The sequence below is a fragment of the Bradyrhizobium sp. 25ACV genome (genome assembly GCF_054863005.1).
The window spans coordinates 25,939-49,689 of record NZ_JAVAYO010000027.1 but is presented as its reverse complement, the minus strand read 5'-3'; the positions used below and the strand labels follow the sequence as shown (position 1 = coordinate 49,689).

At 64.8% G+C, this 23,751-nt stretch carries 24 protein-coding genes; 12 read left to right on the top strand and 12 right to left on the bottom strand.

From position 1 onward, the window contains the following. Positions 1–88: 88 nt before the first annotated feature. Together RAD04_RS37430 and RAD04_RS37425 are read left to right on the top strand one after the other, a co-directional pair. Positions 89–541 (top strand): hypothetical protein, encoded by a 453-nt coding sequence (locus RAD04_RS37430; protein WP_461627787.1) that lies wholly within the window; start codon positions 89–91, stop codon positions 539–541. A 95-nt stretch (positions 542–636) separates the two neighbouring features. Further along, on the top strand, positions 637–870 hold the full coding sequence (locus RAD04_RS37425; RefSeq protein WP_461627786.1) for a hypothetical protein: 234 nt from the start codon (positions 637–639) through the stop codon (positions 868–870). Positions 871–1,044: 174 nt separating this feature from the next. On the opposite strand, the gene RAD04_RS37420 is transcribed toward RAD04_RS37425, so the two are convergent. The 8 genes from RAD04_RS37420 to RAD04_RS37385 form a co-directional block, all read right to left on the bottom strand. Next, positions 1,045–1,863 carry an aldo/keto reductase gene (locus tag RAD04_RS37420; RefSeq protein ID WP_461627785.1) on the bottom strand — a complete coding sequence of 273 codons (819 nt, stop codon included), beginning with the start codon at positions 1,861–1,863 and terminating at the stop codon, positions 1,045–1,047. A 178-nt stretch (positions 1,864–2,041) separates the two neighbouring features. Next, positions 2,042–3,616, bottom strand: coding sequence for an alkaline phosphatase D family protein (locus RAD04_RS37415; protein ID WP_461627784.1), 1,575 nt, complete (start codon positions 3,614–3,616; stop codon positions 2,042–2,044). A gap of 296 nt (positions 3,617–3,912) precedes the next feature. Beyond that, the gene (locus tag RAD04_RS37410; RefSeq protein WP_461627783.1) at positions 3,913–4,332 is read right to left on the bottom strand and encodes a hypothetical protein; all 420 of its coding nucleotides are present in this window, start codon (positions 4,330–4,332) and stop codon (positions 3,913–3,915) included. A 107-nt stretch (positions 4,333–4,439) separates the two neighbouring features. Next, the gene (locus tag RAD04_RS37405) at positions 4,440–5,441 is read right to left on the bottom strand and encodes an NAD(P)H-dependent flavin oxidoreductase (RefSeq protein WP_461627782.1); all 1,002 of its coding nucleotides are present in this window, start codon (positions 5,439–5,441) and stop codon (positions 4,440–4,442) included. Positions 5,442–5,584: 143 nt separating this feature from the next. Then, a complete protein-coding gene (locus tag RAD04_RS37400; RefSeq protein ID WP_461627781.1) occupies positions 5,585–7,204 on the bottom strand; it encodes a DHA2 family efflux MFS transporter permease subunit in 1,620 nt (539 codons plus the stop codon). Then, positions 7,201–8,349: an HlyD family secretion protein gene (locus tag RAD04_RS37395; RefSeq protein WP_461627780.1), complete on the bottom strand. Its 1,149-nt coding sequence runs from the start codon at positions 8,347–8,349 to the stop codon at positions 7,201–7,203. The genes RAD04_RS37400 and RAD04_RS37395 overlap by 4 nt, the downstream gene beginning before the upstream one ends. 199 nt (positions 8,350–8,548) lie before the next feature. Further along, positions 8,549–8,707, bottom strand: a complete 159-nt coding sequence (locus RAD04_RS37390) for a hypothetical protein (protein ID WP_018321727.1) — start codon at positions 8,705–8,707, stop codon at positions 8,549–8,551. 21 nt (positions 8,708–8,728) lie between these two features. Further along, complete coding sequence (locus tag RAD04_RS37385; protein WP_018321728.1) at positions 8,729–9,103, bottom strand: PRC-barrel domain-containing protein; 375 nt, start codon at positions 9,101–9,103, stop codon at positions 8,729–8,731. Between the two features lie 141 nt (positions 9,104–9,244). Between RAD04_RS37385 and RAD04_RS37380 the strand changes: the two genes are divergently transcribed. The 7 genes from RAD04_RS37380 (at position 9,245) to RAD04_RS37350 (ending at position 14,527) form a co-directional block, all read left to right on the top strand. Continuing rightward, on the top strand, positions 9,245–11,041 hold the full coding sequence (locus RAD04_RS37380) for a thiamine pyrophosphate-requiring protein (RefSeq protein WP_461627779.1): 1,797 nt from the start codon (positions 9,245–9,247) through the stop codon (positions 11,039–11,041). Positions 11,042–11,049: 8 nt separating this feature from the next. Beyond that, a complete protein-coding gene (locus RAD04_RS37375) occupies positions 11,050–11,277 on the top strand; it encodes a hypothetical protein (protein ID WP_018321730.1) in 228 nt (75 codons plus the stop codon). A gap of 88 nt (positions 11,278–11,365) precedes the next feature. Next, positions 11,366–11,917 carry a DUF4142 domain-containing protein gene (locus tag RAD04_RS37370; RefSeq protein WP_461627778.1) on the top strand — a complete coding sequence of 184 codons (552 nt, stop codon included), beginning with the start codon at positions 11,366–11,368 and terminating at the stop codon, positions 11,915–11,917. Between the two features lie 210 nt (positions 11,918–12,127). Further along, positions 12,128–13,018, top strand: coding sequence for an SDR family oxidoreductase (locus tag RAD04_RS37365; RefSeq protein WP_461627777.1), 891 nt, complete (start codon positions 12,128–12,130; stop codon positions 13,016–13,018). A 101-nt stretch (positions 13,019–13,119) separates the two neighbouring features. Continuing rightward, complete coding sequence (locus tag RAD04_RS37360; protein ID WP_461627776.1) at positions 13,120–13,698, top strand: phosphatase PAP2 family protein; 579 nt, start codon at positions 13,120–13,122, stop codon at positions 13,696–13,698. Beyond that, entirely contained in the window at positions 13,695–14,042 is a 348-nt protein-coding gene (locus RAD04_RS37355; protein ID WP_091964771.1) for a DUF3147 family protein, read from the top strand. The genes RAD04_RS37360 and RAD04_RS37355 overlap by 4 nt, the downstream gene beginning before the upstream one ends. Beyond that, entirely contained in the window at positions 14,042–14,527 is a 486-nt protein-coding gene (locus RAD04_RS37350; RefSeq protein WP_461627775.1) for a hypothetical protein, read from the top strand. Before RAD04_RS37355 ends, RAD04_RS37350 begins: the two co-directional genes overlap by 1 nt. A 148-nt stretch (positions 14,528–14,675) precedes the next feature. Here RAD04_RS37350 and RAD04_RS37345 read toward each other — a convergent pair whose 3' ends face one another. Beyond that, the gene (locus RAD04_RS37345; protein WP_461627774.1) at positions 14,676–14,834 is read right to left on the bottom strand and encodes a hypothetical protein; all 159 of its coding nucleotides are present in this window, start codon (positions 14,832–14,834) and stop codon (positions 14,676–14,678) included. Positions 14,835–15,016: 182 nt separating this feature from the next. Here RAD04_RS37345 and RAD04_RS37340 point away from each other — a divergent pair, with 182 nt between their 5' ends. Continuing rightward, positions 15,017–15,265 (top strand): hypothetical protein, encoded by a 249-nt coding sequence (locus tag RAD04_RS37340; RefSeq protein WP_461627773.1) that lies wholly within the window; start codon positions 15,017–15,019, stop codon positions 15,263–15,265. A gap of 173 nt (positions 15,266–15,438) precedes the next feature. Here RAD04_RS37340 and RAD04_RS37335 read toward each other — a convergent pair whose 3' ends face one another. Beyond that, positions 15,439–15,660 carry a hypothetical protein gene (locus RAD04_RS37335; RefSeq protein WP_028144043.1) on the bottom strand — a complete coding sequence of 74 codons (222 nt, stop codon included), beginning with the start codon at positions 15,658–15,660 and terminating at the stop codon, positions 15,439–15,441. 419 nt (positions 15,661–16,079) lie between these two features. Further along, positions 16,080–16,274, bottom strand: coding sequence for a hypothetical protein (locus RAD04_RS37330; protein WP_018321739.1), 195 nt, complete (start codon positions 16,272–16,274; stop codon positions 16,080–16,082). A 94-nt stretch (positions 16,275–16,368) separates the two neighbouring features. Between RAD04_RS37330 and RAD04_RS37325 the strand changes: the two genes are divergently transcribed. After that, complete coding sequence (locus RAD04_RS37325) at positions 16,369–16,881, top strand: DUF4142 domain-containing protein (RefSeq protein WP_461627772.1); 513 nt, start codon at positions 16,369–16,371, stop codon at positions 16,879–16,881. Positions 16,882–16,887: 6 nt separating this feature from the next. On the opposite strand, the gene RAD04_RS37320 is transcribed toward RAD04_RS37325, so the two are convergent. Beyond that, a complete protein-coding gene (locus RAD04_RS37320) occupies positions 16,888–17,169 on the bottom strand; it encodes a hypothetical protein (RefSeq protein WP_461627771.1) in 282 nt (93 codons plus the stop codon). A 280-nt stretch (positions 17,170–17,449) separates the two neighbouring features. Here RAD04_RS37320 and RAD04_RS37315 point away from each other — a divergent pair, with 280 nt between their 5' ends. Next, complete coding sequence (locus tag RAD04_RS37315) at positions 17,450–23,746, top strand: HAMP domain-containing protein (protein WP_461627770.1); 6,297 nt, start codon at positions 17,450–17,452, stop codon at positions 23,744–23,746. Positions 23,747–23,751 lie beyond the last annotated feature (5 nt).

The following is a 23,751-nucleotide window of genomic DNA, read 5'->3' as shown; positions in this document are numbered from 1 at the left end:
AAATTCGCGAGCGATCGGCGGCAGCCATGGACGGATGCGGGCGGGATGCTACACTTTGGAATTCTTCGAGGCGGGGTTTCTTCAGGACATGACGCGTTGTTTGAGCCGCTGGATCGCGGCTGCGATGCTGTGGGCGGCGATCACCTCCACGGCAGGTGCCGAGACACTGACAGCGACGGTCGAGCAATGGGGCCTGCTCGGCTCGTGGGCGGTCGATTGCGCGACCCGGCCCGACCGCGACAAGGGCGCGCTCCTGACTTACGAAATCCGGAAGGACGGCCGGGTGATGTACCGGCGCAATTTCGGCGAGGCCAAGGACGAGAACGAGGTGGTGTCGGCCACGCTCGGCGCCGAGGGCCTGCTCAATGTGATGGTGTACTTCCCCTCGCTGCACCAGGCCCGTGAGTTCGGGCTGCTGCTGGCGAAGGACGGCAGCCTGCGCGCGATCTACAATCGCAGCGAGCGCGGCGAGTACACGATCAGGGACGGCAAGTACGTCGCCACCGGCGCGCCGACGCCGGCGCAGCAACGCTGCGATTAGTCACCTGAACAGCTGTTCAGAATTCTCCCGCGTTTCCTCCGGAACGTTCGCGCGAATGCGCGGTTTAAATCTGCATTCGATTGGAGGAGGACATCATGAAGAAGCTTGGTTATGTGGTTGCGGCTCTGGGTGCGCTCGTGATCGCGGCGCCGACGCTGGCGAACGCGGAGACGGTGGTGATCAAGCGCGGTGGCTACCACCATCATCACGGGCCGTACGGTGCTCGCGCCGAATTCCGCGGCCATCGCGACTACGGCTGGCATCGCGGCCACCATCGCGACAAGGTCGTGGTGATCAAGCGCAGCCATCGTCACCATCACTGGGACTAACCGAAACGCATATGGAAATGGCCCCTCACGGGGCCATTTTGCGTGTCGTCAGTCTTGTAGGGTGGGCAAAGCGAAGCGTGCCCACCGCTTTCATAGTGATTGAGAGGTGGTGGGCACGGCGCAAGTGCGCCTTTGCCCACCCTACGATTCCTGCCATGCGCGTCTGAAACGAAGCTAATCCCACGCCGGCGCGAAGCCCGGATTGACGCAGCGGCGGTCCTTCGGCAGCGCCGCGATCTTCTGGCGGTCGGCATCGTCGAGCGTGATCTTCAGCGCATCGAGATTGGCCTGCTGGCTCTCCCGGCGCGAGGCCTTCGGAATCGCGGCGACGCCGTCCTGGTCGAGCAGCCATTTCAGCGCCACCTGCGCAGCGGTCGCGTTGTGCCTGGCGCCGATCTCGGCCAACACCGGCTCCGAGGCGATGCGGCCTTGCGCGAGCGGGCAATAGGCCACCAGCGGGATCGACTTCGCGGCGAGATAGGCCAGCACCTTCGATTGATCGAGCATCGCGTGATATTCGATCTGGTTGCAGGCGATCGGCGCCCTGATGTCCTCGACCACGGTCTTGAGCAGCGCCGTGGTGAAATTGGCAACGCCAATCGCCCGCGTGCGCCCCTCCTGCTTCAGCTTCATCAGTGTCTCGAACACCGCGCCCCAGTTCGCAGCCTTCGACGGCCAGTGCACGAGATAGAGATCGACATGATCGAGCCTGAGCTTGTTCAGGCTGGCGTCGAAGGCTCCGCGGATCGCGTCGGGGCTGAGGTTCTCATGCCAGACCTTGGTCGTGACATGCAGCTCGCCGCGCGGCAGGCGAGCCGCGGCAAGGGCAGCGCCGATGGATTCTTCGTTGGCGTACATCTCGGCGGTGTCGATATGGCGATAGCCGATCGACAGCGCGCTCTCGACCGCGGCGCGGCAGGCATCGCCCTGCATGCGAAAGGTGCCGAGGCCGAGCTTGGGCATGCTGATGCCCTGGGTCTTCAGATTGTCCATGAACAGGCTCCTGACGTCGTTCAACCCGCTAGATGCACGCGGCGTTGTCGCGTGGGCAGACCCTTTGGTGATGGAAAAGAGGCGGCGGGAGCGAGCAGCATAGCCCGGCACGGGCAGCGCGGCCAATCAAGATCGGGTTAGGGGCCATGGCGGGACCCGCGCACAGAGTATCCGCCCCTCACGAATGCTGCGCCACCACGGCCGGACGGGCCTGCGGCTGCGGCACGATATCGACCGACCAGAGGTCGCGATTGTCGACGTCCTTCAAGGTCACGGTCATCACGCCGCTGGCGCCGTCGATGTCGACGCGGCCGAAGAACTGCAGGCCGAAGCAGGGCGCGAGGTTCTCGCCCTGCGCCGCGCTACAGCCGTTCTGGTACATCGCGACCGGACCAAAGGTGTTGTCGAGTTCGCCCGGGCCCCAGGTGCCGGCGTGCAGCGGGCCAGAGACGAACTCCCAGAACGGCTCGAAGTCTTGAAACTGCGCCTTGCCGGGATCGTAATAATGCGCGGCGGTGTAGTGCATATCGGCGGTGAGCCAGACGATATTGCGCACGCCAGCGCGCTTGATGGAGGCCAGAAGGTCGGCGATCTCGTGCTCGCGCCGGTCGGGCGGCCCATCGCCGAGTGCGACGGCGTCGAGACTGATCAGGCCGATCGGCAAATCGGCCGCTATCACCTTCCAGGTTGCGCGCGAGGCCGCGAGCTCACGCTTCAGCCAGGCGAGTTGCTCGGCACCCAAGATCCAGCCGTGGTGATCGCCGCCCTTGTTCCAGCTGTCGTCGCGATAGCTGCGCATGTCGATCATGAAGACGTCCAGCAGCGGGCCGTAGGCGATCTTGCGATAGACCCGGCCCTGCTGCGCGCCGATGTCGCGGATCGGCATGAAGTCGAAGAAGGCGCGGCGGGCGCGCGTGACCAGGCGCGGGGTGCCGTCGTCCTCATAGCCGGCCTCGTCATGGCTGCCGGCCGGCGACCAGTCGTTGGTGACCTCGTGGTCGTCCCATTGCGCGAACATCGGCACCTCGGCGTGGAAGGCGCAAAAATTCTCGTCGAGATGGTTGTATTTGTAATTGCCGCGAAACTGCGCCAGCGTGTGCGCGACCTCGGACTTTTCCTCGGTCACGAGGTTGCGCCAGATCTCGCCGTTCGGCAGCTTCTGCTCGGAAGGAACGGTACAGTCGGCGTAGACGTGATCGCCGGAGTGGATGAAGAAATCCGGGTGGTTGTCGAGCATGGTGCGATAGCTGCGATAGCCGCCGCGCGAAATGTCGATGCCCCAGCCCTGCCCAGCGACATCCCCGGACCACACGAACGAGATCGACCGGCCCGCGGCCGGCGCGGTGCGAAAATGGCCGACACGGCTTTCGCCGGCAATGCCGCTCGCGATGTCGTCGAAGCGCACGCGGTAGAAGATGTCCTGGCCGGGCGGTAGATCGTCCAGCAACAGCTTTGCGGTGAAATCCGCATCAAGCAGCGCGTCGCGCGAAGCTGACGCGATGATGGTCTTGAAACTCTCGACGGTCGAGCATTCCACCTGCATCCGCGCGGGCCGGTCGGCGCGCGCCCAGATCACGACCGAGTCCCCGGAGACATCGCCGGACTGAATACCCCCCGCGATCTGCGGCCGGTCGGCGGCGCGGCTGAGGTGCGGCATTGCGAGCGTGCCGAGCGAGGTAACGGCGAGGCTGGAGGTCGAGCGGATCAGGAATTGCCGCCGGGTCCATGCGCGCGAAGCGCGGAGCGTTGCCATTCAGGAAACCTTCGTCGAATCGCGACGGAAGGTGCCTGCGCTCCTTGACTCCTACCCTTACGGTTTCTTGACCACGCGCCTACGGTTTTGCGACGTGCCGATGACGGGGGAAGCAGTCGCAGCGAACGGTACACTCCCTCGCCCCGCTTGCGGGGAGAGGGTCGGGGTGAGGGGGAGTCTCCACGGGGACGGTGGGAGTTAGACTCGCGGAGAGTCCCCCTCACCCGGAATCTGCGCTCCGCGCAAATTCCGGCCTCTCCCCGCAAGCGGGGAGAGGCGAAGAAGAAACGAAGCGTCTAGCGCTGCCAGTTGCAGATGCCGCCGGAACGGCAGGGCCAGGTCTGGATGCGGGTATCTCTCGCCTGTGCATCCAGCGGATTGCCGCGGCGGTGCGCGAGCTTGGCGCGGGCTGCACCGCGCGGCTGCGCGGGCTTGCCGTGCGCGACCTTCGGCTCGGCTACACGGACGCGCTCGGCTGCAACCTTCTTCGGCACGTCGACCGGCTCGGCGCGGGCCTGCGCCTCGTTGCCACCCCTCGCCTCGAGTGCAACCGGCGCGAATTGTGTTTCGGGCCCGAGCCGTTTCGGCGACAGAACTGCCTTCGAAAGGTCGAGGCCGAGATATTCGTCTGGCTTGTAGTCGTCAGCGCGCGCGACGCCGCCCCATGCGATCACGAGGGCAACGGCAACTGCAAAAGGAACGCTTTTCAGGACCACGGACGCCTCCTGAAATTGATTCTGAAAGAGGTAATTTACCTCTATTTAGGAGGCGTCGCGCGCAATTCCAGCGGCCAAGTGCCGCCGTGGTTAAGAAGTTGACGATGTCACGCGACCTTTCGTGTCGCGCCCGTCCCATCCAGGAACCCCATCAAACGGCCGCGGATGATCTGTTCCGCCTCGGTCATGATGCGATCGATGAGTTCCTTGCAGGAGGGGACGTCATGGATCAGCCCGGCGACCATGCCGCAGCTCCAGGCGCCGGCATCCATCTGTCCCTCGAGCATGATCCTGGGATAGACGCCCGCGACCTGGTCGTGGATGTCGTCGATCTTCAGCTTGTCGCCCTTCTCGCGCTCGATCTCCATGAGACGATCGACATTGGCGTTCCTCAGCACGCGTTCGGTGTTGCGCAGGCTGCGCATGATCAGGCGGGTGTCGAGCTCCGTCGCCGCGACCAGCGCGTTCTTCACGTTCTGATGCACCGGCGCTTCCTTGGTGGCGATGAAGCGCGTGCCCATGTTCATGCCGGCGGCACCCAGCGACAATGCCGCGACGAGGCTGCGCCCATCGGCCATGCCGCCGGAGGCGACGAACGGGATCTTCAATTCCTCCGCCGCGCGCGGCAGCAGGATCATGTTGGGAATGTCGTCCTCGCCGGGATGACCGCCGCACTCGAAGCCGTCGACGCTGACGGCATCGCAGCCGATCCGCTCGGCCTTGAGTGAGTGACGCACCGAGGTGCATTTGTGGATGACCTTGATGCCCGCCGCCTTCAGCGCCGGCATGTATTGTTCGGGGCTGCGGCCCGCGGTCTCCACTGCCTTGATGCCGCCCTCGACAATGGCCGCGATGTATTCCGGATAGGGCGGCGCCGCGAAGGTCGGCAGGAAGGTGAGGTTCACGCCGAACGGCTTGTCGGTCATGTCGCGGCAGCGCGCGATCTCCTTGGCGAGCAATTCCGGCGTCTTCTGCGTCAGGCCGGTAATGATGCCGAGCCCGCCGGCATTCGACACGGCGGCGGCCAGCTCGGCAAAGCCGACGAAATGCATGCCGCCCTGGATGATGGGGTGCTCGATGCCGAACAGCTCGGTGATCGCGGTCTTCACTTAATTCGCCTCCCGGAATTTGCTCAGGTTGGGTTCAGTCTAGCCGGACTTTTGCGCCGAGGTCACCATTTCTCTCGGGTCTCCATCTCGAAGGCCCAAGCGCTTTGGCATGGGTTCGGCCTTCGCCTAACGACCCGCGTCGGTCAATGTCCCCGCGCCGGCGCGCCCAGCTTGATCGGCCGCAGCACGGCCGCCGTCGGGATCATCAGCACCGCAATGATCGCCAGCGTCCAGAACACGTCGATATAGGCGAGCAAATCGACCTGCTGCTGCAAGGTGCGGCCGACCCAGGCGAGCGCCTGTGACGCGGCATCGCTCGCGTTCGAGCCCTGGGCCTGGAAGTAGCGCGTCATCGCGTCGATAGTCTGCTGATAGCCGAGGTCTGACGGCGCGGCGTGCTCGATCAGCCGGCTCTGGTGGAATTGCTGGCGCTGCGCCAGAACGGTCTGCGCCAGCGCGACGCCCATGGATCCGCCGATGTTGCGGGCGACGTTGATCAGCGCAGAAGCCTGGTTGGTCTTGTCAGGCGGCACGCCATCGTAGGACGCGGTCGTCACCGGCAGGAACAGGAAGGGCAGGCCCAGCGCGAGGAAGATGCGCGACAGCGCCGCATATCCATAGGTGATGTCGCCGGTGAGCGCGGTGAGATGCCACATCGAGAACGCGACGATGGCAGCGCCGAACATGATCAGATGTTTCGGCTGCACCGTGCTGACGAGGCGGCCAACCACCGGCATCAGCACCAAGGTCGCGATGCCGCCGGGCGACAGCGCGAGGCCAGCCAGCATCGCCGTGTAGTTCAGCTCGGTCTGGAGCAGTTGCGGCAGCAGCTGGGTGGTCGAGATCAGCACCGCGCCCGTGCCGAGCATGACCAGGAAGCAGGCGGCGAACTGGCGCCGGCCGAGCAAGCGAAGATCGACGATCGGGTCCTCCCGCGTCAGCTCCCACGGGATCAGCGCGACCAGCGAGACCGCGGCGAGCACCGCGAAGACGATGATCATGTTCGACCCGAACCAGTCGTTGCGCTGGCCCTCGTCGAGCACGAATTCGAGCGAGCCGAGCCCGATCGCGACCAGCAGGAAGCCGACATAGTCGACGCGCAGGCCCTTGCTCAGCAGCTTCTCCCTCTCCTCCTCCGCGCCCGACGGCTCCTTGACGAGCGTACCGACCAGGAACAGCGAGAGCAGCCCCATCGGCACGTTGATCAGGAACACCCAGTGCCAGCTGTAGGTATCGGTGATCCAGCCGCCGAGCGTCGGACCGATCACGGGCGCGACCACGACGGCGACGCCGTAGATGGCGAAAGCCTGGCCGCGCTTGTGCGGCGGAAAGGAGTCGGCGAGGATCGCCTGCTCGCTGGTGGCCATGCCGCCGCCGCCGAGGCCTTGCAGGATGCGGAACAGCACCAGCGACTGCAGATTCCAGGCGAAGCCGCACAGCAGCGAGGCGATCGAGAAGATCGCGACGCATATCATATAGAAGCGCTTGCGGCCGATCACCGTCGACAGCCAGCCCGAGATCGACAGCACGATCGCGTTGGCGACGAGATAGCTGGTGATGACATAGGTGCTCTCGTCGATGCCGACCGCGAGCCCGCCGGCGATGTGGCGCAGCGCGACATTGGCGATGGTGGTGTCGAGCACCTCCATGAAGGTCGCGATCGAAACCACGAAGGCGATCAAATAGGGATTATGTCCGCCGGCCGCGGAGCGCTCCGGCGACCAGCCGCCCGCGGATGCGCCGCCTTGCGCAGCGTCCGTCATCGCACCCTGGTCCAGGGCACGACCGACATGCCGGGACCGACCGGCAGATCGGCCGGCCAGTTGTCGACCACGATCTTCACCGGCACGCGCTGCACCACCTTGACGTAGTTGCCGGTCGCGTTTTCCGCCGGCAGCAGGCTGAACGCGGTGCCGGAGCCCGGCTGCACGGAATCGACATGGCCGGTGAGCTTGCGGCCGGGATAGGCATCGATGCGGATCTCGACCGGCTGGCCCGGACGCATGTCGCCCAGCTGCGTCTCCTTGTAGTTCGCGACGATCCAGACCTCGTCGGGCACGAACATCATCAGGCTCTGCCCCGCCGTGACGAATGTGCCCTTGGCGCCCGAGAGCTTGACGACACGGCCCGATTGCGCCGCGACGACGTTGGTGTACTGCAAATTCAGCTTCGCTTGATCGAGCTGCGCCTGCGACTGCTCAAGCTGCGCCTTGGCGCCTTCGAGCTGGGCTTGCAGCGTCTTGATGCCGAGTTGCGCCGAGGTCACCGCGGTCTTGGCGCGCTCGGTGTTGGCCTGCTGGGCCTGAAGGTCGGAACGGGTCTGCTGCTGGCGCTGCACGGTGCCGGCCCCCTTCTCGACGAGATCCTCGGCGCGCTTGAACTCCTCCTGCGCGAACTGCAGCTGAGCCTGCGCCTGTTCGAGCTGTGCCTGGGCCTGCTTGATCTGCTCCTGCTGCGAATCGATCTGCGCCTCGACGTTGGCGACGTTCGCTTTGGCACTGGCAACCTGCGCATTGGCTTGATCGATGGCGATACGGTAGTCGCGCTCGTCGATCCTAGCGAGGAGATCGCCCGCACTGACGTGCTGGTTGTCCGTCACCGGGATGGCGGTCACGTAGCCGCCGACCTTCGAGGCCACCGAAAAGCTGCGCGCGGCGACGAAGGCATCGTCGGTGGATTCATAGTGGCGCGCCTGCAGCCAATAGAGCAAACCGCCAACGAGCGCGGCGATCAGCACGAAGGCGCCGGCGGTTGCCAGCAGCCAATGCTGACGAAGCCGGTCTCGCAGCGACGGCGCCTTCGCCGGCTGACTGGTCTCGCTTGCATGATCAGGAGGCGTTCTTGGCGCTTCCTTCGCCCTCTGCGGCTGCTCCGCGGACGGCCCACGCTCCCGGGTTTGAGCATCCACGGCCAACACCTTTCTCGGGACTCAACCGGCGGCAGGTGGCAACGAGCCGCCTCGCCCGCCGCGAGCCTAACCGCAACGCCGAAGCATGGTTCCGCCCTGCGAGAGCCCCGCGCCCATTCGTGAACGCCTGCTCAAAAAGAAGCGCGGCACAGTTGCGTGCCGCGCTCGTCTCTGACGTCTCACGGGAAGCGCGCCTGTCTCAGTGCGTCTTCGTCTCGTGCCATTTCTCGAGATCGGGCTTCTCCTCGTCCGATCCCTGCTCCTTCTCCGGATTGCCCTTCCAGGGCTTGTCCGTCTGCCGGTGCGAACCCCAGTCGTTCTGCTGCCGGGGATCGTCGTTGGGCCGTTCCTTGCTCATCGATCTCCCTTTCCGTGAACGTCAAGCGAAGGGAACACCGTAATAGGAGTTGATGCCGCGCACCGTGGCGTCGTCACCCCAGTTCCAATCGCTTCGTTCGCCATATTTCGGCGCCCCTTCCAGTTCCTTGGTGGTGATGCCGGTGACATATCCGCCAAGCTCCGTGTCGTATTTCAGCGACTGCCAGGGCAACGGGTAGTGGTCGTTGCCGAGGCCCAGGAATCCGCCGAAGCCAAGCACGGCGTAGGACACCCTGCCGCTGACCTTGTCGATCATCACGCGTTCGATCGAACCGATCCGGTTGCGGTCGGCGCCGTAGACCGACGTTCCCTCGACCTTGTCGCTGCCGATCAGCCGTCCCATCTCGCTGCGGCCCAGCTCGCCTTGATTCAGCATCTCAATCCTCCACTCAGCCAATGTGAATCAACCGGATGAGCAAGCGATCGTTCCGGCGCCGATGTTCCCGGAAGCGGACCAGGAACATCGCAGGGAAGGAGCCGTTCTCTGAACTTCATGCACAACCGAGAGCCACGCGCGATGTCCCAGACCGTCTCCGACTTCATCGTCCAGCGTCTGCATCAATGGGGCGTGCGCCACATCTTTGGCTATCCCGGCGACGGCATCAACGGCGTGTTCGGCGCGATGAACCGGGCCCAAGGAAAGGACGGCAAGATCGGCTTCGTGCAGGCACGGCACGAGGAGATGGCGGCATTCATGGCCAGCGCCTACGCAAAATTCTCAGGGCAGCTCGGCGTCTGCATCGCGACCTCGGGCCCAGGTGCCTCGCATCTCATCACAGGGCTCTACGATGCGCTGCTCGATCACCAGCCGGTGCTGGCGATTGTCGGCCAGCAGGCCCGCAACGCCCTCGGCGGGCACTATCAGCAGGAGATCGACCTTCTCTCGATGTTCAAGGACGTCGCCGGTGCCTACGTCATGCAGGCCTCCTCGCCTGCGCAGGTGCGACACTTGATCGACCGAGCCGTGCGGATCGCGCTGGCGCGGCGGACCCCGACCGTGATCATCCTGCCCAACGACCTGCAGGAAGAAGCTTTCGAGAGCCCGCCACGTGCACACGGCACGCTGCATTCCGGCATTGGTTACAGCGCGCCCAGCATCATGCCGCGTGAGGCCGATCTCGATCGCGCCGCGGAAGTGCTGAATGCCGGCAAGAAGGTCGCGATGCTCGTCGGCGCCGGCGCACTTGGCGCCACCGACGAGGTGATCGCGGTCGCTGACCGGCTCTCGGCCGGTTGCGCCAAGGCGCTGCTCGGCAAGGCAGCGCTGCCCGACGACCTGCCGTGGGTCACCGGCTCGATCGGCCTGCTCGGCACCGAGCCCAGCTACAACATGATGATGGAATGCGACACGCTGCTGATGGTCGGCTCCGCCTTCCCCTATGCCGAGTTCCTGCCGAAGGAAGGCGCAGCGCGCGGCGTGCAGATCGACATCGACGCCGGCATGATGTCGATCCGCTTTCCCATGGAGGTCGGCCTCGTGGGCGACGCCGCCGAGACGCTGCGCGCATTGTTGCCACGGCTCAAGCCCAAGAGCGACCGCGCTTGGCGCCAGGGTATCGAAGACGACGTCGCGACATGGTGGAAAACGCTGGATGGCCGGGCACATCAGCCGGCAGCGCCCGTCAATCCGCAGCTCGTCGCCTGGGAATTGTCCCCGCGCCTGCCCGACCGTGCGATCATCACCAGCGATTCCGGCTCCTGCGCCAATTGGTTCGCGCGCGACCTCAAGATGCGGCGCGGCATGACGGCCTCGCTCTCCGGCGGCCTCGCCTCGATGGGCGCCGCGGTACCCTATGCGCTCGCCGCCAAATACGCCCATCCAGACCGTCCGGTGATCGCGCTGGTCGGCGACGGCGCGATGCAGATGAACAACATGGCCGAATTGATCACCGCCGCGAAATACTGGCGCTCCTGGCGCGACCCGCGCTTCGTCGTCTGCGTCTTCAACAACGAGGATCTCAACCAGGTGACCTGGGAGCAGCGCATCATCAATGGCGATCCCAAATTCGAAGCCTCGCAGCGCATTCCCGACGTCTCCTATTCCCGCTTCGCCGAGCTCATCGGCCTGCGCGGCATCTTCGTCGACAGCCCACAGCTGCTCGGCTCGGCCTGGGAGCAGGCGCTGGGAAGCGAGATGCCCGTCGTGCTGGAGGTGAAGACCGATCCCGAAGTGCCGCCGCTGCCGCCGCATATCACGCTTCAGCAGGCCAAAAACTTCTCGCTCGCCCTCTTGAAGGGCGATCCGAACGAAAGCGGGATGATCAAGGGGGCAGCGCGGCAGGTGCTCGAAACGATCCTGCCCGGAAAGCAATGAGGTCAACCATGAGCGACTTTCGCGACATCCAGCACGGCGTCAACGATCCCGTCGACGGCGTCGATGTGAAGTACCATTTCAACGACAACAAGACTCCGCACGAGCGCGCGCAGCACCATGCCGATGTGCGTGCCGACGCCACGGCCGCCCCCGCCGAGCCGTTTCTGCCCGAGCGACTTCGACGCAAGCCGACCGATCCCATCAATCCGCGCACGGGGCGGAATCCGACGGATTAGTCGTTAGGAACCTCGGCGCATACGACGTGTTGATCGGCGCAACACCGCGCGGCAAGAGGCCGCGCGCCCCACTCGGAGGGACCGAACCATGAAACGTACCATCATCGCCCTTGCCTGCGTGCTTGTGGCAGGGCCAGCGCTCGCCCAATCTCTTGGCGAGAAGACCGGCGTCAATTCGGCGCTCGGCGTCGCGCCCACGACTGCCGACTTCGTCAAGCAGGTCGCCATCAGCGACATGTTCGAGATCGAGTCGAGCAAGCTCGCCCAGCAGAAGGGCAACGCGCAGGAGAAGAGTTTCGCGCAACAGATGGTGACCGACCACACCAAGACCAGCACCGAGCTCAAGGGCCTCGTCGGTGACGGCAAGGTGCAGGCGACCCTTCCGACGGCGCTCGACAGCTCGCACCAGAGCAAGCTCGACAAGCTCAAGAGCGCGAACGGCAAGGATTTCAGCTCGGACTACAATTCCTATCAGGTGAGCGCCCATGAGGATGCCGTGTCGCTGTTCGAGCGCTACGCCAAGGGCGGTGACAATTCCGCGCTGAAGGATTGGGCCGGCAAGACGCTGCCGGCGCTCAAGCACCATCTCGACATGGCCAAGGAGCTCGGCAAGGCGCCGAGCGTCGGCCAGGCGAAGTAGTAAACGTCGAACGAGGTGCCGGCTTGGCCGGCGTCCTCTGCGTCCTGGCAATGATGCCTGTCTCCGCGCCTTGAGATCACAAGCATCGCGGAGAGCATTATGGCGCAGCAGGACAGGACCTCAAGATCCCGCCGGCACGTCGTTCGCGCCGCGAGCATAAAGCTCGCCGCGGCTACGCTGGCGTCTTCGACCGCGAAAGGAGATTCGCACATGGCCGAGCAGGCGCTGATCGATCCCGTCGGCCGCTATCCGAAGCCGCCGTTCAAGAAGCAGTCGCAGCCCTGGCCGGGCCTCGCCGGCAAGATGGAGCCGCGGCCGGACCATGGCGAGACCAGTTACAAGGGCTCCGGTCGGCTCGCCGGCCGCAAGGCGTTGATCACCGGCGGGGATTCCGGCATGGGCCGCGCCGCCGCCATTGCATATGCGCGCGAAGGCGCCGATGTCGCCATCAATTATCTGGCGGCAGAAGAGCCGGATGCGCAGGAGGTGATCGCGCTGATCAAGAAGGAAGGACGCACCGGGCTGGCGATCCCCGGCGATCTCCAGGAGGAAGCCTTCTGCAAAAGGCTGGTCGAGCAGACCGTGCAAGGCCTTGGCGGTCTCGACATCATCGTCAACAATGCCGCCCGGCAGCAGGCGCGCGCCTCCATCCTCGACATCTCCTCGGAGGACTTCGACGCGACCATGAAGACCAACATCTACGCGCCGTTCTGGATCATCAAGGCGGCGCTGCCGCATCTCAAGCCCGGATCCTGCATCATCGGCACGACCTCCGAGCAGGCTTACGATCCCTCGCCCGATCTCTACGATTATGCGCAGACCAAGGCGGCGACGATGAACTATGTGAAGGCGCTGGCCAAGCAGCTGGCGTCGAAGGGCATCCGCGTCAACGGCGTGGCGCCGGGGCCGATCTGGACGCCGCTTCAGGTCTCCGGCGGCGCCACGATGGAGAAGCTCGAAAAATTCGGCGGCATGACGCCGCTCGGCCGCCCCGGCCAGCCGGTCGAGCTCGCCTCGATCTACGTGCAGCTTGCCGCCGCCGACGCCAGCTATGCGACCGGCCAGGTCTATGGCGCTGCCGGCGGATCCGGGCAGCCATAGTCGCAGCGCCGCGGGCCCGATGCCACGCGGCCGAGCCCAGGAACCTTCCTTGTTTCCAGGCTTTACGAATTTGTCATTGAGAACATCTCGCCTGCTGACCGATGGCGCTCGTAACAGTCAAACCCTTCCGGATCGACACGGCGATCGCGAACGAGATCGCACACAACACCAACTCGGGGCTCGAGCATGCCGCCCAGACATTGACCTGGGGTGCCGACGAGCATGTGCTCATCGCGCTGGCCGCTGCGGGATGGCTCTATACCCGGCTGCGGCACCCGCAGCAGCGTCCCGTTGCAGATCACGTTCTGATGGTCTCGCTGGCGACAGCCATCCTGCCGCATGTCCTGAAGTCCGTGTTCGATCAGACCAGGCCGGACCGGCTGACGGTCACCGGCCATTGGCGCGGCGTCCCCTTCTCGGGCCGATCCCGCGACGCATTTCCCTCCGGTCACGCCGTGCATATGGGCGCTCTCGCCTCGGCGGCCGGCCTGTTGCCGCCTGCCCGTCGTCGGGCGGTCCGCGTCCTTGCCGTGGCGCTGTCGTTGACGCGCGTCGTGGTGCTTGCGCATTGGGCCAGCGATGTGGTGGCGGGCTTTACGCTTGGCGTCGCCATCGAGCGACTGTTCAGGCCGTTCACGCTGGCGAAGCGGCAGCCTAAAGCCTCGCGGGTCCGGTCATGACCGAATATCTCCTGCGCTTCATCGCCGGCGGCCTGATCGTCTCTGCCTTCGCGATCCTGGGCGACATGCTGCGACCAAAGAGCTTCGCCGGCCTGCTCGGCGCGGCGCCGTCGGTCGCGCTGGCCACCCTCAGCATCGCCGTCGTCCAGCACGGCCCGCAATATGTCGCCGCCGAAAGCTGGACGATGATCTATGGTGCCATCGCACTCGGCTGCTACAGCATCGTCGTCTGCCATCTCCTGATGAGGTTTCACTTCTCCGCACTGCCAGCCACCATCCTCGCTTTTGCCGCATGGCTCGTCGTCGCCTTTGCTCTGCTCGCGGGTTTCGGAGGTGCTGCCTGATGCTGGTCAAACTGTCTTCATCGGCGCTCAAACAGACGCGGTGGTACGAGTATGGTATCCGCTTTCTGCTCGGCGGACTGGCGACGGTGCTCGCGGGGGCCGTGACCACAGGTTTCGGCGTCTCCGTCGGCGGCCTGTTCCTCGCGCTCCCCGCCATCTTCTGCGCCAGCGCAACGCTGATCGAAAGCCATGAGCGCCGCGCCAAGGAAAAGGCCGGCCTCAGCGGAGACAGACGCGGGCGGCAGGCCGCAGCCGTCGATGCCGCCGGTGCCGGCCTGGGAAGCATCGGCCTGGCGGCATTCGCTGCAGTCTTTTACCTCGTGGTTTCGAAAACCGTGATCGGGGCGTTCATCGCCGCCATCCTGGTATGGGCGGCCGTGTCGGTGTCGGCATGGTGGCTGCGACGAAAGCTTCGCATCACCTCGCGCACCACGCAGACCGAACGCATGGGGCCATCAGCGAGGGGCCGCAGCCTCTTCCCGTAGCTTTAGAAAACCATACATCTCGGCGGCCGTCTGAAGCTGATCGATGCGCGCGAGAACAATTTCGCGCTGGGGGCCGTCCGGCAGGCCCGACAGCTCGTGCTCGAGCCGCAGCTTCTGCGCCCCGAGACGCTGCTCGAATGTATGTGGCTCAGATCGTCTTCGCATCTTCCGTCCTCGGTGGCTGCAGCCCCGGGCTGTTGGCCCAGCGCTCGACTTGTTCGATGACCTTCTGGTGGCTGGGACGCACCGGCTTTCCGGCTTCCGGCTCTTCGGAAAGCTTACGGGGCAACCTGACTTCGTCAGTCATGGCTTCTCTCCCTTTCCATGAGAATGCGCCACCGCGAAAGTCGTTTCAATAATAACTCATTGTTTTTGCTACACTTTCTTACTCATTTGGCGTCTTTTTCGACTCTTGTGGAACTCCAGCCAAGTTGGTTTGTTGAGTAACCTACTCAACCTACTCAACCTACTCAATTTGCGTGATCGACCATGAACGACCTTCGCGCCGAGCGCCTTCAGGTCATGCTCTCGCCGGAAGAACTGGCCGCCGTTGACGATTTCCGGTTCAAACATCGCATGCCGACCCGGGCGGCAGCAGTTCGCGAATTGCTCAAGTTCGGATTGGCCGCCGTCGGCGTCGACGCAGCCGCGGGTGTGAAGTCGAGCAGCTTCGGCGTGTTCGGCCGCGGGCCCGACGGACATACGCAGGAAGATCCCGAGAACGGCACCGGGGGCTGACCTACAGGAAGCGTCTCGACAAGCGAACGACCCCGGCACGGTGGGTGCCAGGGCCGTCCTTGGAGATTACTTCCGGCGCACCGGGGGCATGACAACCGGAAGCAACCTGTCGACGCCTCGCGCGAGGATTCGTTCCTCGTGCTAATCCGTTGCGTTTAAAACGCGATGCGATGTTAGCCGCTCGGCGCGTCGCCGGAATCGTCCGGCGTCATGCCTGAGCCCGGGGTTTTGCTGTTGTCGTTCAGCTTGGGATCGCGCGTTGCCTCCCGCGACGGTGAGCCTTTCGAACCCGTCTTTTGCGGATCCGTCTTGTGCACGGACTGCGCGCGCTGCTTGTCGCGCGGCTGTTCCTCCGCCCGTTTGTCCTTGACGATGCCGTGGTCGGAATGGGCCATGATGTGCTTCGCCTCTCTCTGATGTGTCGAAGCGGTTACGCACTGCGGCGTCGAATGTTCCGGCGCGGCGCTAAAGCATGATCCGGAAAAGTGCGCAGCGGTTTTCCGAAAAGGTCATGCTTAACCAGCAACCTAAAGCGCGATGACGTTCAGCCAAATCTCATCGCGCTTTAACTGTGCGCCGCCCGGACTGCAGCCGATGCGTTCTCCTGATGAACCTGACGCACCGTCGTCACCGTCGCGAACGCAACCGAGACACCAAAGGCGAGAATGAGTGAAAGAAGAGCCAGACGTGGAGCCATTACAAAACCTCCTTCTGGAAGCGAAAACCAACGCGATCGACTATTCCCTGATCATCCTGGATTGGTCACTTGGTTTCCGTGAGCGGTCTCACACGCGGATCCGCAAAAGAAGAGCCCTCACGCATCCCGCTTTTGAGGGAAACGCACCACGACCGGCGGAATTTCGCCATCGAGCCAATCCTGCTCGTGAGCGAGCGCCGTCCAGGCGTCCGCCATGCGCGAAAAGCGCTTGTGGGCGGGTTGTCCCTCGGCGCGCTCAGCGAGCTGAAGACAGTTGTCGGCATTATCCCTGAAGATGTCAGACTGTTTCATCTTGAAGACGTGGGGACGGAACTCTCGCGTCGCAACCAGCTTGCCGGATCGTAATGTTCAGGGAACTTCGCCCGCCATTGGCTGTTTGATATCGATGCGAGTTCCTGTCGCGATCGTCCTGGCATTCATCAGCGCCGCAGCGCTTGCCGACAGCACCGGTGATCGAAAATCTGGCGACCGCCCTCCGAGCGCAACCGACGTCATCAGCGGCCTCTATGATTTCAGCCGCTTCCAGCAAGGCCTCCTGGAGAGCACCGATCTGAAGGGCAACGCCGAGGTCAAGAACCTCGCCGCCTTGCGTGCCGAGGAAGCTGCCAAGCGCGACAAGGCGCTGAAGCAGATCCAGGAGGCGATCGGCGCGGAGCCGCGCGTCGGCAAGACGACGTCGATCAGCGCCGGCCTGGTCGAGCCTGAAACGTCGGACGGACCGACTTACGTCCGAAGCTTCTATGCCTCGCAGATTCCCGAATATGAATCGGCCATCGAGCTGCTCGAACGCTACCTGAAGGCGCCCGACAACGCGGCGCTCGCAACGTTTGCGCGCGAGCAGCTCCCGATGCTGCGTGCGCAGGTCAAGGACGCCGGGCGCACCATGGCGGACAAGTAGCCCAATCTATTTATGTTGCTGGCTCTGCGGTCGCACGGTCCGGTCGCTCTCCGGCATCCGGTCCCGGCCCGCATCGCCATTGTCGTCCCTGCCGCCCGAAGACGAGGTGCCGCTGCCGCTCGGGTTCGACCGGGTCGCCGCCCCCGTGGTCGGTGTATCCGCCCTCGGGCTGGCGGAGCTCGCGGCGGGATCGCCGGTCACCGCCCCGCGCCCGCTGGGCGCTCCGCCCTGCGCCAAGGCTGACCCGGCAAACAGCATGACGACGATCGCGGCAAGTCCTGCTTTCATATCCGTTCTCCCTGTCTTTGCGGGCTAACCGCGAGGCTTGGCGCTCGTTCCGAAGGATGGCGGTGACGGATGGACGGGCCGCGGGATCGCGGACGCCAGCTCTTTTCGAGTTCGTATGGAACCAATTCCGCGGATCGTGGTTATATTTGCCGGGCTGAGCAAAGCAGGTTCCATTTGCTGGCGCCGCAACGTTGGCGCTTGATTTCGAATTTGGCTGACGCTCTATGTTGACCAATCGCGTCTGGCCTTGGATTCGGCCGACACCTGCGGGGGAATCAGTATGAGCGACCTCGATCCCGGATCTGCATCACGGTCCGGTCGTCGCGTCCCAAAGCCAAAACCCAACGGAGTATCGGATCCGGATTCCCGGGCCGAGTTGCTGCTCGCCCTGCAGGCCATGCGCAGTGGCGATTTCTCCGTCCGCATGAGCGGCGACTATCTCGGCATCGACGGCAAGATTGCCGACACTTTTAATGAAATCATCGCCGCCAACCAGCGCATGGCGCAACAGCTCGAGCTGGTCGGCCAGGTGGTCGGCCGCGAAGGCAAGACCCGCCAGCGCGTGAAATTCGGCCTCGCCTCGGGCTCCTGGGCCGACATGGAAGGCTCCGTCAACACGCTGATCGACGATCTGTTGTGGCCGACCCGCGAGGTGACGCGTGCGGTCGCCGCGGTGGCGCAAGGCGACCTGCTTCAGACCGTCAAGCTCGACGTCGATGGCCGTCCGCTCCGGGGCGAATTCCTGCAGTCGGCGACCATCGTCAACACCATGATCAAGCAGCTCGGCGTGTTCACCTCCGAGGTGACGCGCGTGGCGCGCGAGGTCGGCACCGAAGGCAAGCTCGGCGGCCAGGCCCAGGTGCCTGAGGTGACCGGCGTCTGGAAGGACCTCACCGAGAGCGTCAACTCGATGGCGAACAACCTGACCAACCAGGTTCGCAACATCGCCGAGGTGACGATCGCGGTCGCCAACGGCGACCTCTCCAAGAAAATCACGGTCGACGTCCGCGGCGAGATCCTTCAGCTCAAGGAAGCCATCAACACGATGGTGGACCAGCTCCGCTCCTTCGCCTCCGAAGTGACGCGCGTCGCGCGCGAGGTCGGCACCGACGGCAAGCTCGGCGGCCAGGCGATCGTGCCAGGCGTCGCCGGCACCTGGAAGGACCTGACCGACTCCGTCAACGCGATGTGCGGCAACCTGACCGCACAGGTCCGCAACATCGCCAACGTCACCACCGCCGTGGCGCGCGGCGACCTGTCGCGCAAGATCACCGTGGACGTGCGCGGCGAGATCCTGGAGCTGAAGGACACCATCAACACCATGGTGGACCAGCTCAACTCGTTCGCCTCGGAAGTGACGCGGGTGGCGCGCGAGGTCGGCACCGAAGGCAAGCTCGGCGGCCAGGCGCAGGTGCCCGGCGTCGCCGGCACCTGGAAGGACCTCACCGACAACGTCAACTTCATGGCCTCGAACCTGACCGCGCAGGTCCGCAACATCGCCGACGTCGCAACGGCCATCGCGAGCGGCGACCTCTCGAAGAAGATCACGGTGAACGTCTCGGGCGAAATCCTTCAGCTGAAGGAGACGCTCAACACCATGGTCGACCAGCTCAACGCGTTTGCCGGCGAAGTCACGCGCGTGGCGCGCGAAGTCGGCACCGAGGGCCGGCTCGGCGGCCAGGCCAACGTGCTCGGCGTCGCCGGCACCTGGAAGGACCTCACCGAAAGCGTCAACTCGATGGCGTCGAACCTGACCGCCCAGGTCCGCAACATCGCCGAGGTGACCACCGCCGTTGCCGGCGGCGACTTGTCGAAGAAGATCACCGTGGACGTGCGCGGCGAGATTCTGGAGCTGAAGGACACCATCAACACCATGGTGGACCAGCTCAACGCCTTCGCCGGCGAGGTGACGCGCGTCGCCCGCGAGGTCGGCACCGAAGGCAAGCTCGGCGGCCAGGCCGTCGTGCGCGGCGTCGGCGGCACCTGGAAAGACTTGACGGACTCCGTCAACTCGATGGCCTCGAACCTCACTGGCCAGGTCCGCAACATCGCCGAAGTCGCGACCGCGGTCGCCAAGGGCGATTTGTCGAAGAAGATCACGGTGAACGTGTCGGGCGAAATCCTTCAGCTGAAGGAAACGCTCAACACCATGGTCGACCAGCTCAACGCCTTCGCCGGCGAAGTCACGCGCGTCGCGCGCGAGGTCGGCACCGACGGCAAGCTCGGCGGCCAGGCCGGCGTGCCCGGCGTCGCCGGCACCTGGAAGGACTTGACCGACTCCGTGAACTCGATGGCGGGCAACCTCACCGCCCAGGTCCGCAACATCGCCGAGGTCGCGACCGCGATCGCCGGCGGCGACCTGTCGCGCAAGATCACCGTGGACGTGCGCGGCGAGATCCTGCAGCTCAAGGACACGCTGAACACGATGGTCGACCAGCTCAACCGCTTCGCGGGCGAGGTGACGCGCGTGGCGCGCGAGGTCGGTACCGAAGGCCGCCTCGGCGGACAGGCCAACGTGCCGGGCGTCGCCGGCACCTGGAAAGACCTCACCGACAGCGTGAACTCGATGGCGGGCAACCTCACCGCCCAGGTCCGCAACATCGCCGAAGTCACCACGGCCGTCGCGCGCGGCGACTTGTCCCGCAAGATCACCGTGGACGTGAAGGGCGAAATCCTCGAGCTTAAAAACACCATCAACACCATGGTGGACCAGCTCAATGCGTTCGCCGGCGAAGTCACCCGCGTCGCGCGCGAAGTCGGCACCGAAGGCAAGCTCGGCGGTCAGGCCGAAGTGTCCGGCGTCGCCGGCACCTGGAAGGACCTCACCGACAACGTCAACTTCATGGCCTCGAACCTGACGGCCCAGGTTCGCAACATCGCCGAGGTCGCGACCGCGATCGCCGGCGGCGATTTGTCGAAGAAGATCACGGTGGACGTGCGCGGCGAGATCCTGCTGCTCAAGGACACCCTGAACACCATGGTCGAGCAGCTCCGCTCCTTCGCCGCCGAAGTGACGCGCGTGGCGCGCGAGGTCGGCACCGAAGGCCGGCTCGGCGGTCAGGCCGTCGTGCCCGGCGTCGGCGGCACCTGGAAGGACCTCACCGACAACGTCAACCTGCTGGCGGCGAACCTGACCACGCAAGTGCGTAACATCGCCGAAGTCACCACCGCCGTTGCGCGCGGTGACTTGTCCCGCAAGATCACCGTGGACGTGAAGGGCGAAATCCTCGAGCTGAAGAACACCATCAACACCATGGTGGACCAGCTCAACGCCTTCGCCGGCGAAGTCACGCGCGTGGCGCGCGAGGTCGGCACCGAGGGCGAGCTCGGCGGCCAGGCCCAGGTGCCCGGCGTCGCCGGCACCTGGAAGGATCTCACCGACACCGTCAACTTCATGGCGGCGAACCTGACCGAGCAGGTCCGCGGCATCGTCAAGGTTGTGACCGCGGTCGCCAACGGCGACCTCAAGCAGAACCTCACTGTGAAATCCAAGGGCGAAGTCGCCGCTCTCGCCGATACCATCAACAACATGACCGAGACGCTCGCGACCTTCGCCGACCAGGTGACGTCGGTGGCGCGCGAGGTCGGCGTCGAAGGCCGGCTCGGCGGCCAGGCCGACGTGCCCCGCGCCGCCGGCACCTGGAAGGACCTCACTGGTAACGTCAACCTGCTCGCGGCCAACCTCACCTCGCAGGTGCGCGCGATCGCGGAAGTCGCGACCGCCGTGACCAAAGGCGATCTGACGCGGTCGATCCAGGTCGACGCCCGCGGCGAGCTCGCCGAGCTGAAAGACAACATCAACACGATGATCACGAATCTCCGTCTCACGACGGACGTGAACACCGAGCAGGACTGGCTGAAGACCAACCTCGCCAAATTCACCAACATGCTGCAAGGCCAGCGCGACCTCACCACGGTGGGCCGGCTGCTGCTCACCGAGCTGTCGCCGCTGGTGAACGCCCATACCGGCGTGATCTACCAGGTCGAGAGCGAGGACAATCCGCAGCTCCTGCTGCTGGCCTCCTATGCCAGTGACGGCATCTACCCGTATCAGCGCGTGCTGCAGTTCGGCGACGGCTTGATCGGCCAGTGCGCGCTCGACAAGCGGCCGCGCGTGGTCGCCGACATTCCATCCGACGCGGTGCCGATCAACTCGGCGCTGTTCCGCGTCGCGCCGAAGAACCTCGTCGTGCTACCGGTGCTGTTCGAAGGCCAGGTCAAGGCCGTGATCGAGCTCGCCTCGCTCGTCTCCTTCACGACCTCGCAGATGACTTTCCTGGAGCAGCTCACCGACTCCATCGGCATCGTGCTCAATTCGATCGAAGCGACCATGCAGACCGAAGGCCTGCTCAAGCAGTCGCAGCAGCTCGCCGGCGAACTCCAGACCCAGCAGCGCGAATTGCAGCAGACCAACGACCAGCTCGAACAGAAGGCGCAGCAGCTCGCCGAGCGCAACGTCGAGGTCGAGCGCAAGAATCAGGAGATCGAGCAGGCCCGCCGCGCCCTGGAGGAAAAGGCCACCGAGCTCGCGCTCACCTCGAAGTACAAGTCCGAATTCCTCGCCAATATGAGCCACGAGCTGCGCACGCCGCTGAACTCGATCCTGATCCTCGGACAGCAGCTCACCGACAATCCGGACGGCAACCTCTCGGCCAAGCAGGTCGAATTCGCCCGCACGATCCACGGCGCCGGCACCGACCTGCTCAATCTCATCAGCGACATTCTGGATCTGTCCAAGATCGAATCCGGCACGGTGACGGTCGATGCGGAGGAAATCCTGACCGCGAACCTGCTGGAGACCGTCGGACGGCCGTTCCGGCATGAGGCGGACAACCGCAATCTGTCATTCAAGATCGACGTCGATCCGGCCCTCCCACGCAGCATCGTCACCGACTCCAAGCGCCTGCAACAGGTGCTGAAGAACCTGCTCTCCAACGCCTTCAAGTTCACCGCCGAAGGCGAGGTGCGCCTGAATGTCACCGCCGCGGTCGGCGGCTGGGGAACGGATCACCCGGTGCTGAACTCCGCGCCGGCCGTGATCGCGTTCGAAGTGTCCGACACCGGCATCGGCATTCCCGTGGAGAAGCAGAAGCTGATCTTCGAGGCATTCCAGCAGGCCGATGCCGGCACCAGCCGGAAATATGGCGGCACCGGCCTTGGGCTTGCGATCAGCCGCGAACTGGCAAGCCTGCTCGGCGGTGAGATTCATCTGCGCAGCTCGCCCGGCAAAGGCTCCTCGTTCACGCTGTATCTGCCGCTCAAATATTCCGGCCCGACGCTCGCACCGCGCGCCGCACCTGCGCCGCAGCAATACAACCAGCCGCCGGCGCTGCAGCCGGCCGCGCCGGAGCAGCAGCGCGTCATCGAGCAGCTTCCCGACGACCGGCTCAACCTCGAGCCTGGCGACAGCATCCTCCTGATCGTCGAGGACGACCCGCATTACGCGCGTGTGCTGGTCGACCTCGCGCGCGACAAGGGATTCAAGGTTCTGGTCGCCGCCCGCGGTGCGGAGGCGCTGGAGCTTGCCAAGCAGTACCAGCCGAGAGCAGTCTCGCTCGACGTGTTCCTGCCCGACATGCTCGGCTGGACGGTGCTGAGCCAGCTCAAGCACAATCCGCTGACGCGCCACATCCCCGTGCAAATCATCACGCTCGACGAGGACCGCCAGCATGCGCTGGCGCGTGGCGCGTTCTCCTTCGTCAACAAGCCGACGACGACCGAAGGCGTCTCGGCCGCGCTGACGCAGATCAAGGAATATGCGCGTCCCAGGCGCAAGCGGCTCCTGATCGTCGAGGACAACGAGGCCGAGCAGCTTTCGATTCGCGAGCTGCTGCACCACGACGACATCGAGATCGTGACGACCGACACCGGCGCCGGCGCGCTCTCGACGCTGCGCGAGGCGCCCTGCGACTGCGTGGTGCTCGACCTCAGGCTGCCCGACATGAGCGGCTTCGAGGTGCTGGACCAGATCCGCAACGACGAGGCGCTGTCCAACGTCCCGGTCGTCGTCTTCACCGGCCGCGAGCTTTCAGCGGAGGAGGATGCGGAACTCCACACCATGGCGCGCAGCATCGTGGTCAAGGGCGTGGAATCGCCGGAGCGTCTGCTCGACGAGACCGCGCTGTTCCTGCACCGCGTGATCACGGAGCTTCCGGTCGAGAAGCAGCGCATGCTGGAGAAGCTGAACAGTTCCGACGAGGATTTGATCGGCAAGACTGCGCTTCTCGTCGACGACGACGCCCGCAACATCTTCGCGCTGTCGAGCGTGCTGGAACGGCGCGGCATGAAGGTACTGACCGCCACGACCGGCCGTGAGGCGGTCACCCTGGTCGAATCCAATCCGGAGATCGCCATCGTTCTGATGGACATCATGATGCCGCAGATGGATGGCTACCAGACCATCGGCGTCATTCGCGAAAACCCGGCCTTCGCCCGCCTTCCGATCATCGCGCTGACCGCCAAGGCGATGAAGGGTGACCGGGAAAAATGCCTCGAAGCCGGCGCGTCCGATTACCTCGCCAAACCCGTCAACACCGATCAATTGCTGCTTGCGATCCGCATGTGGCTGCACCGCTGAGTTGG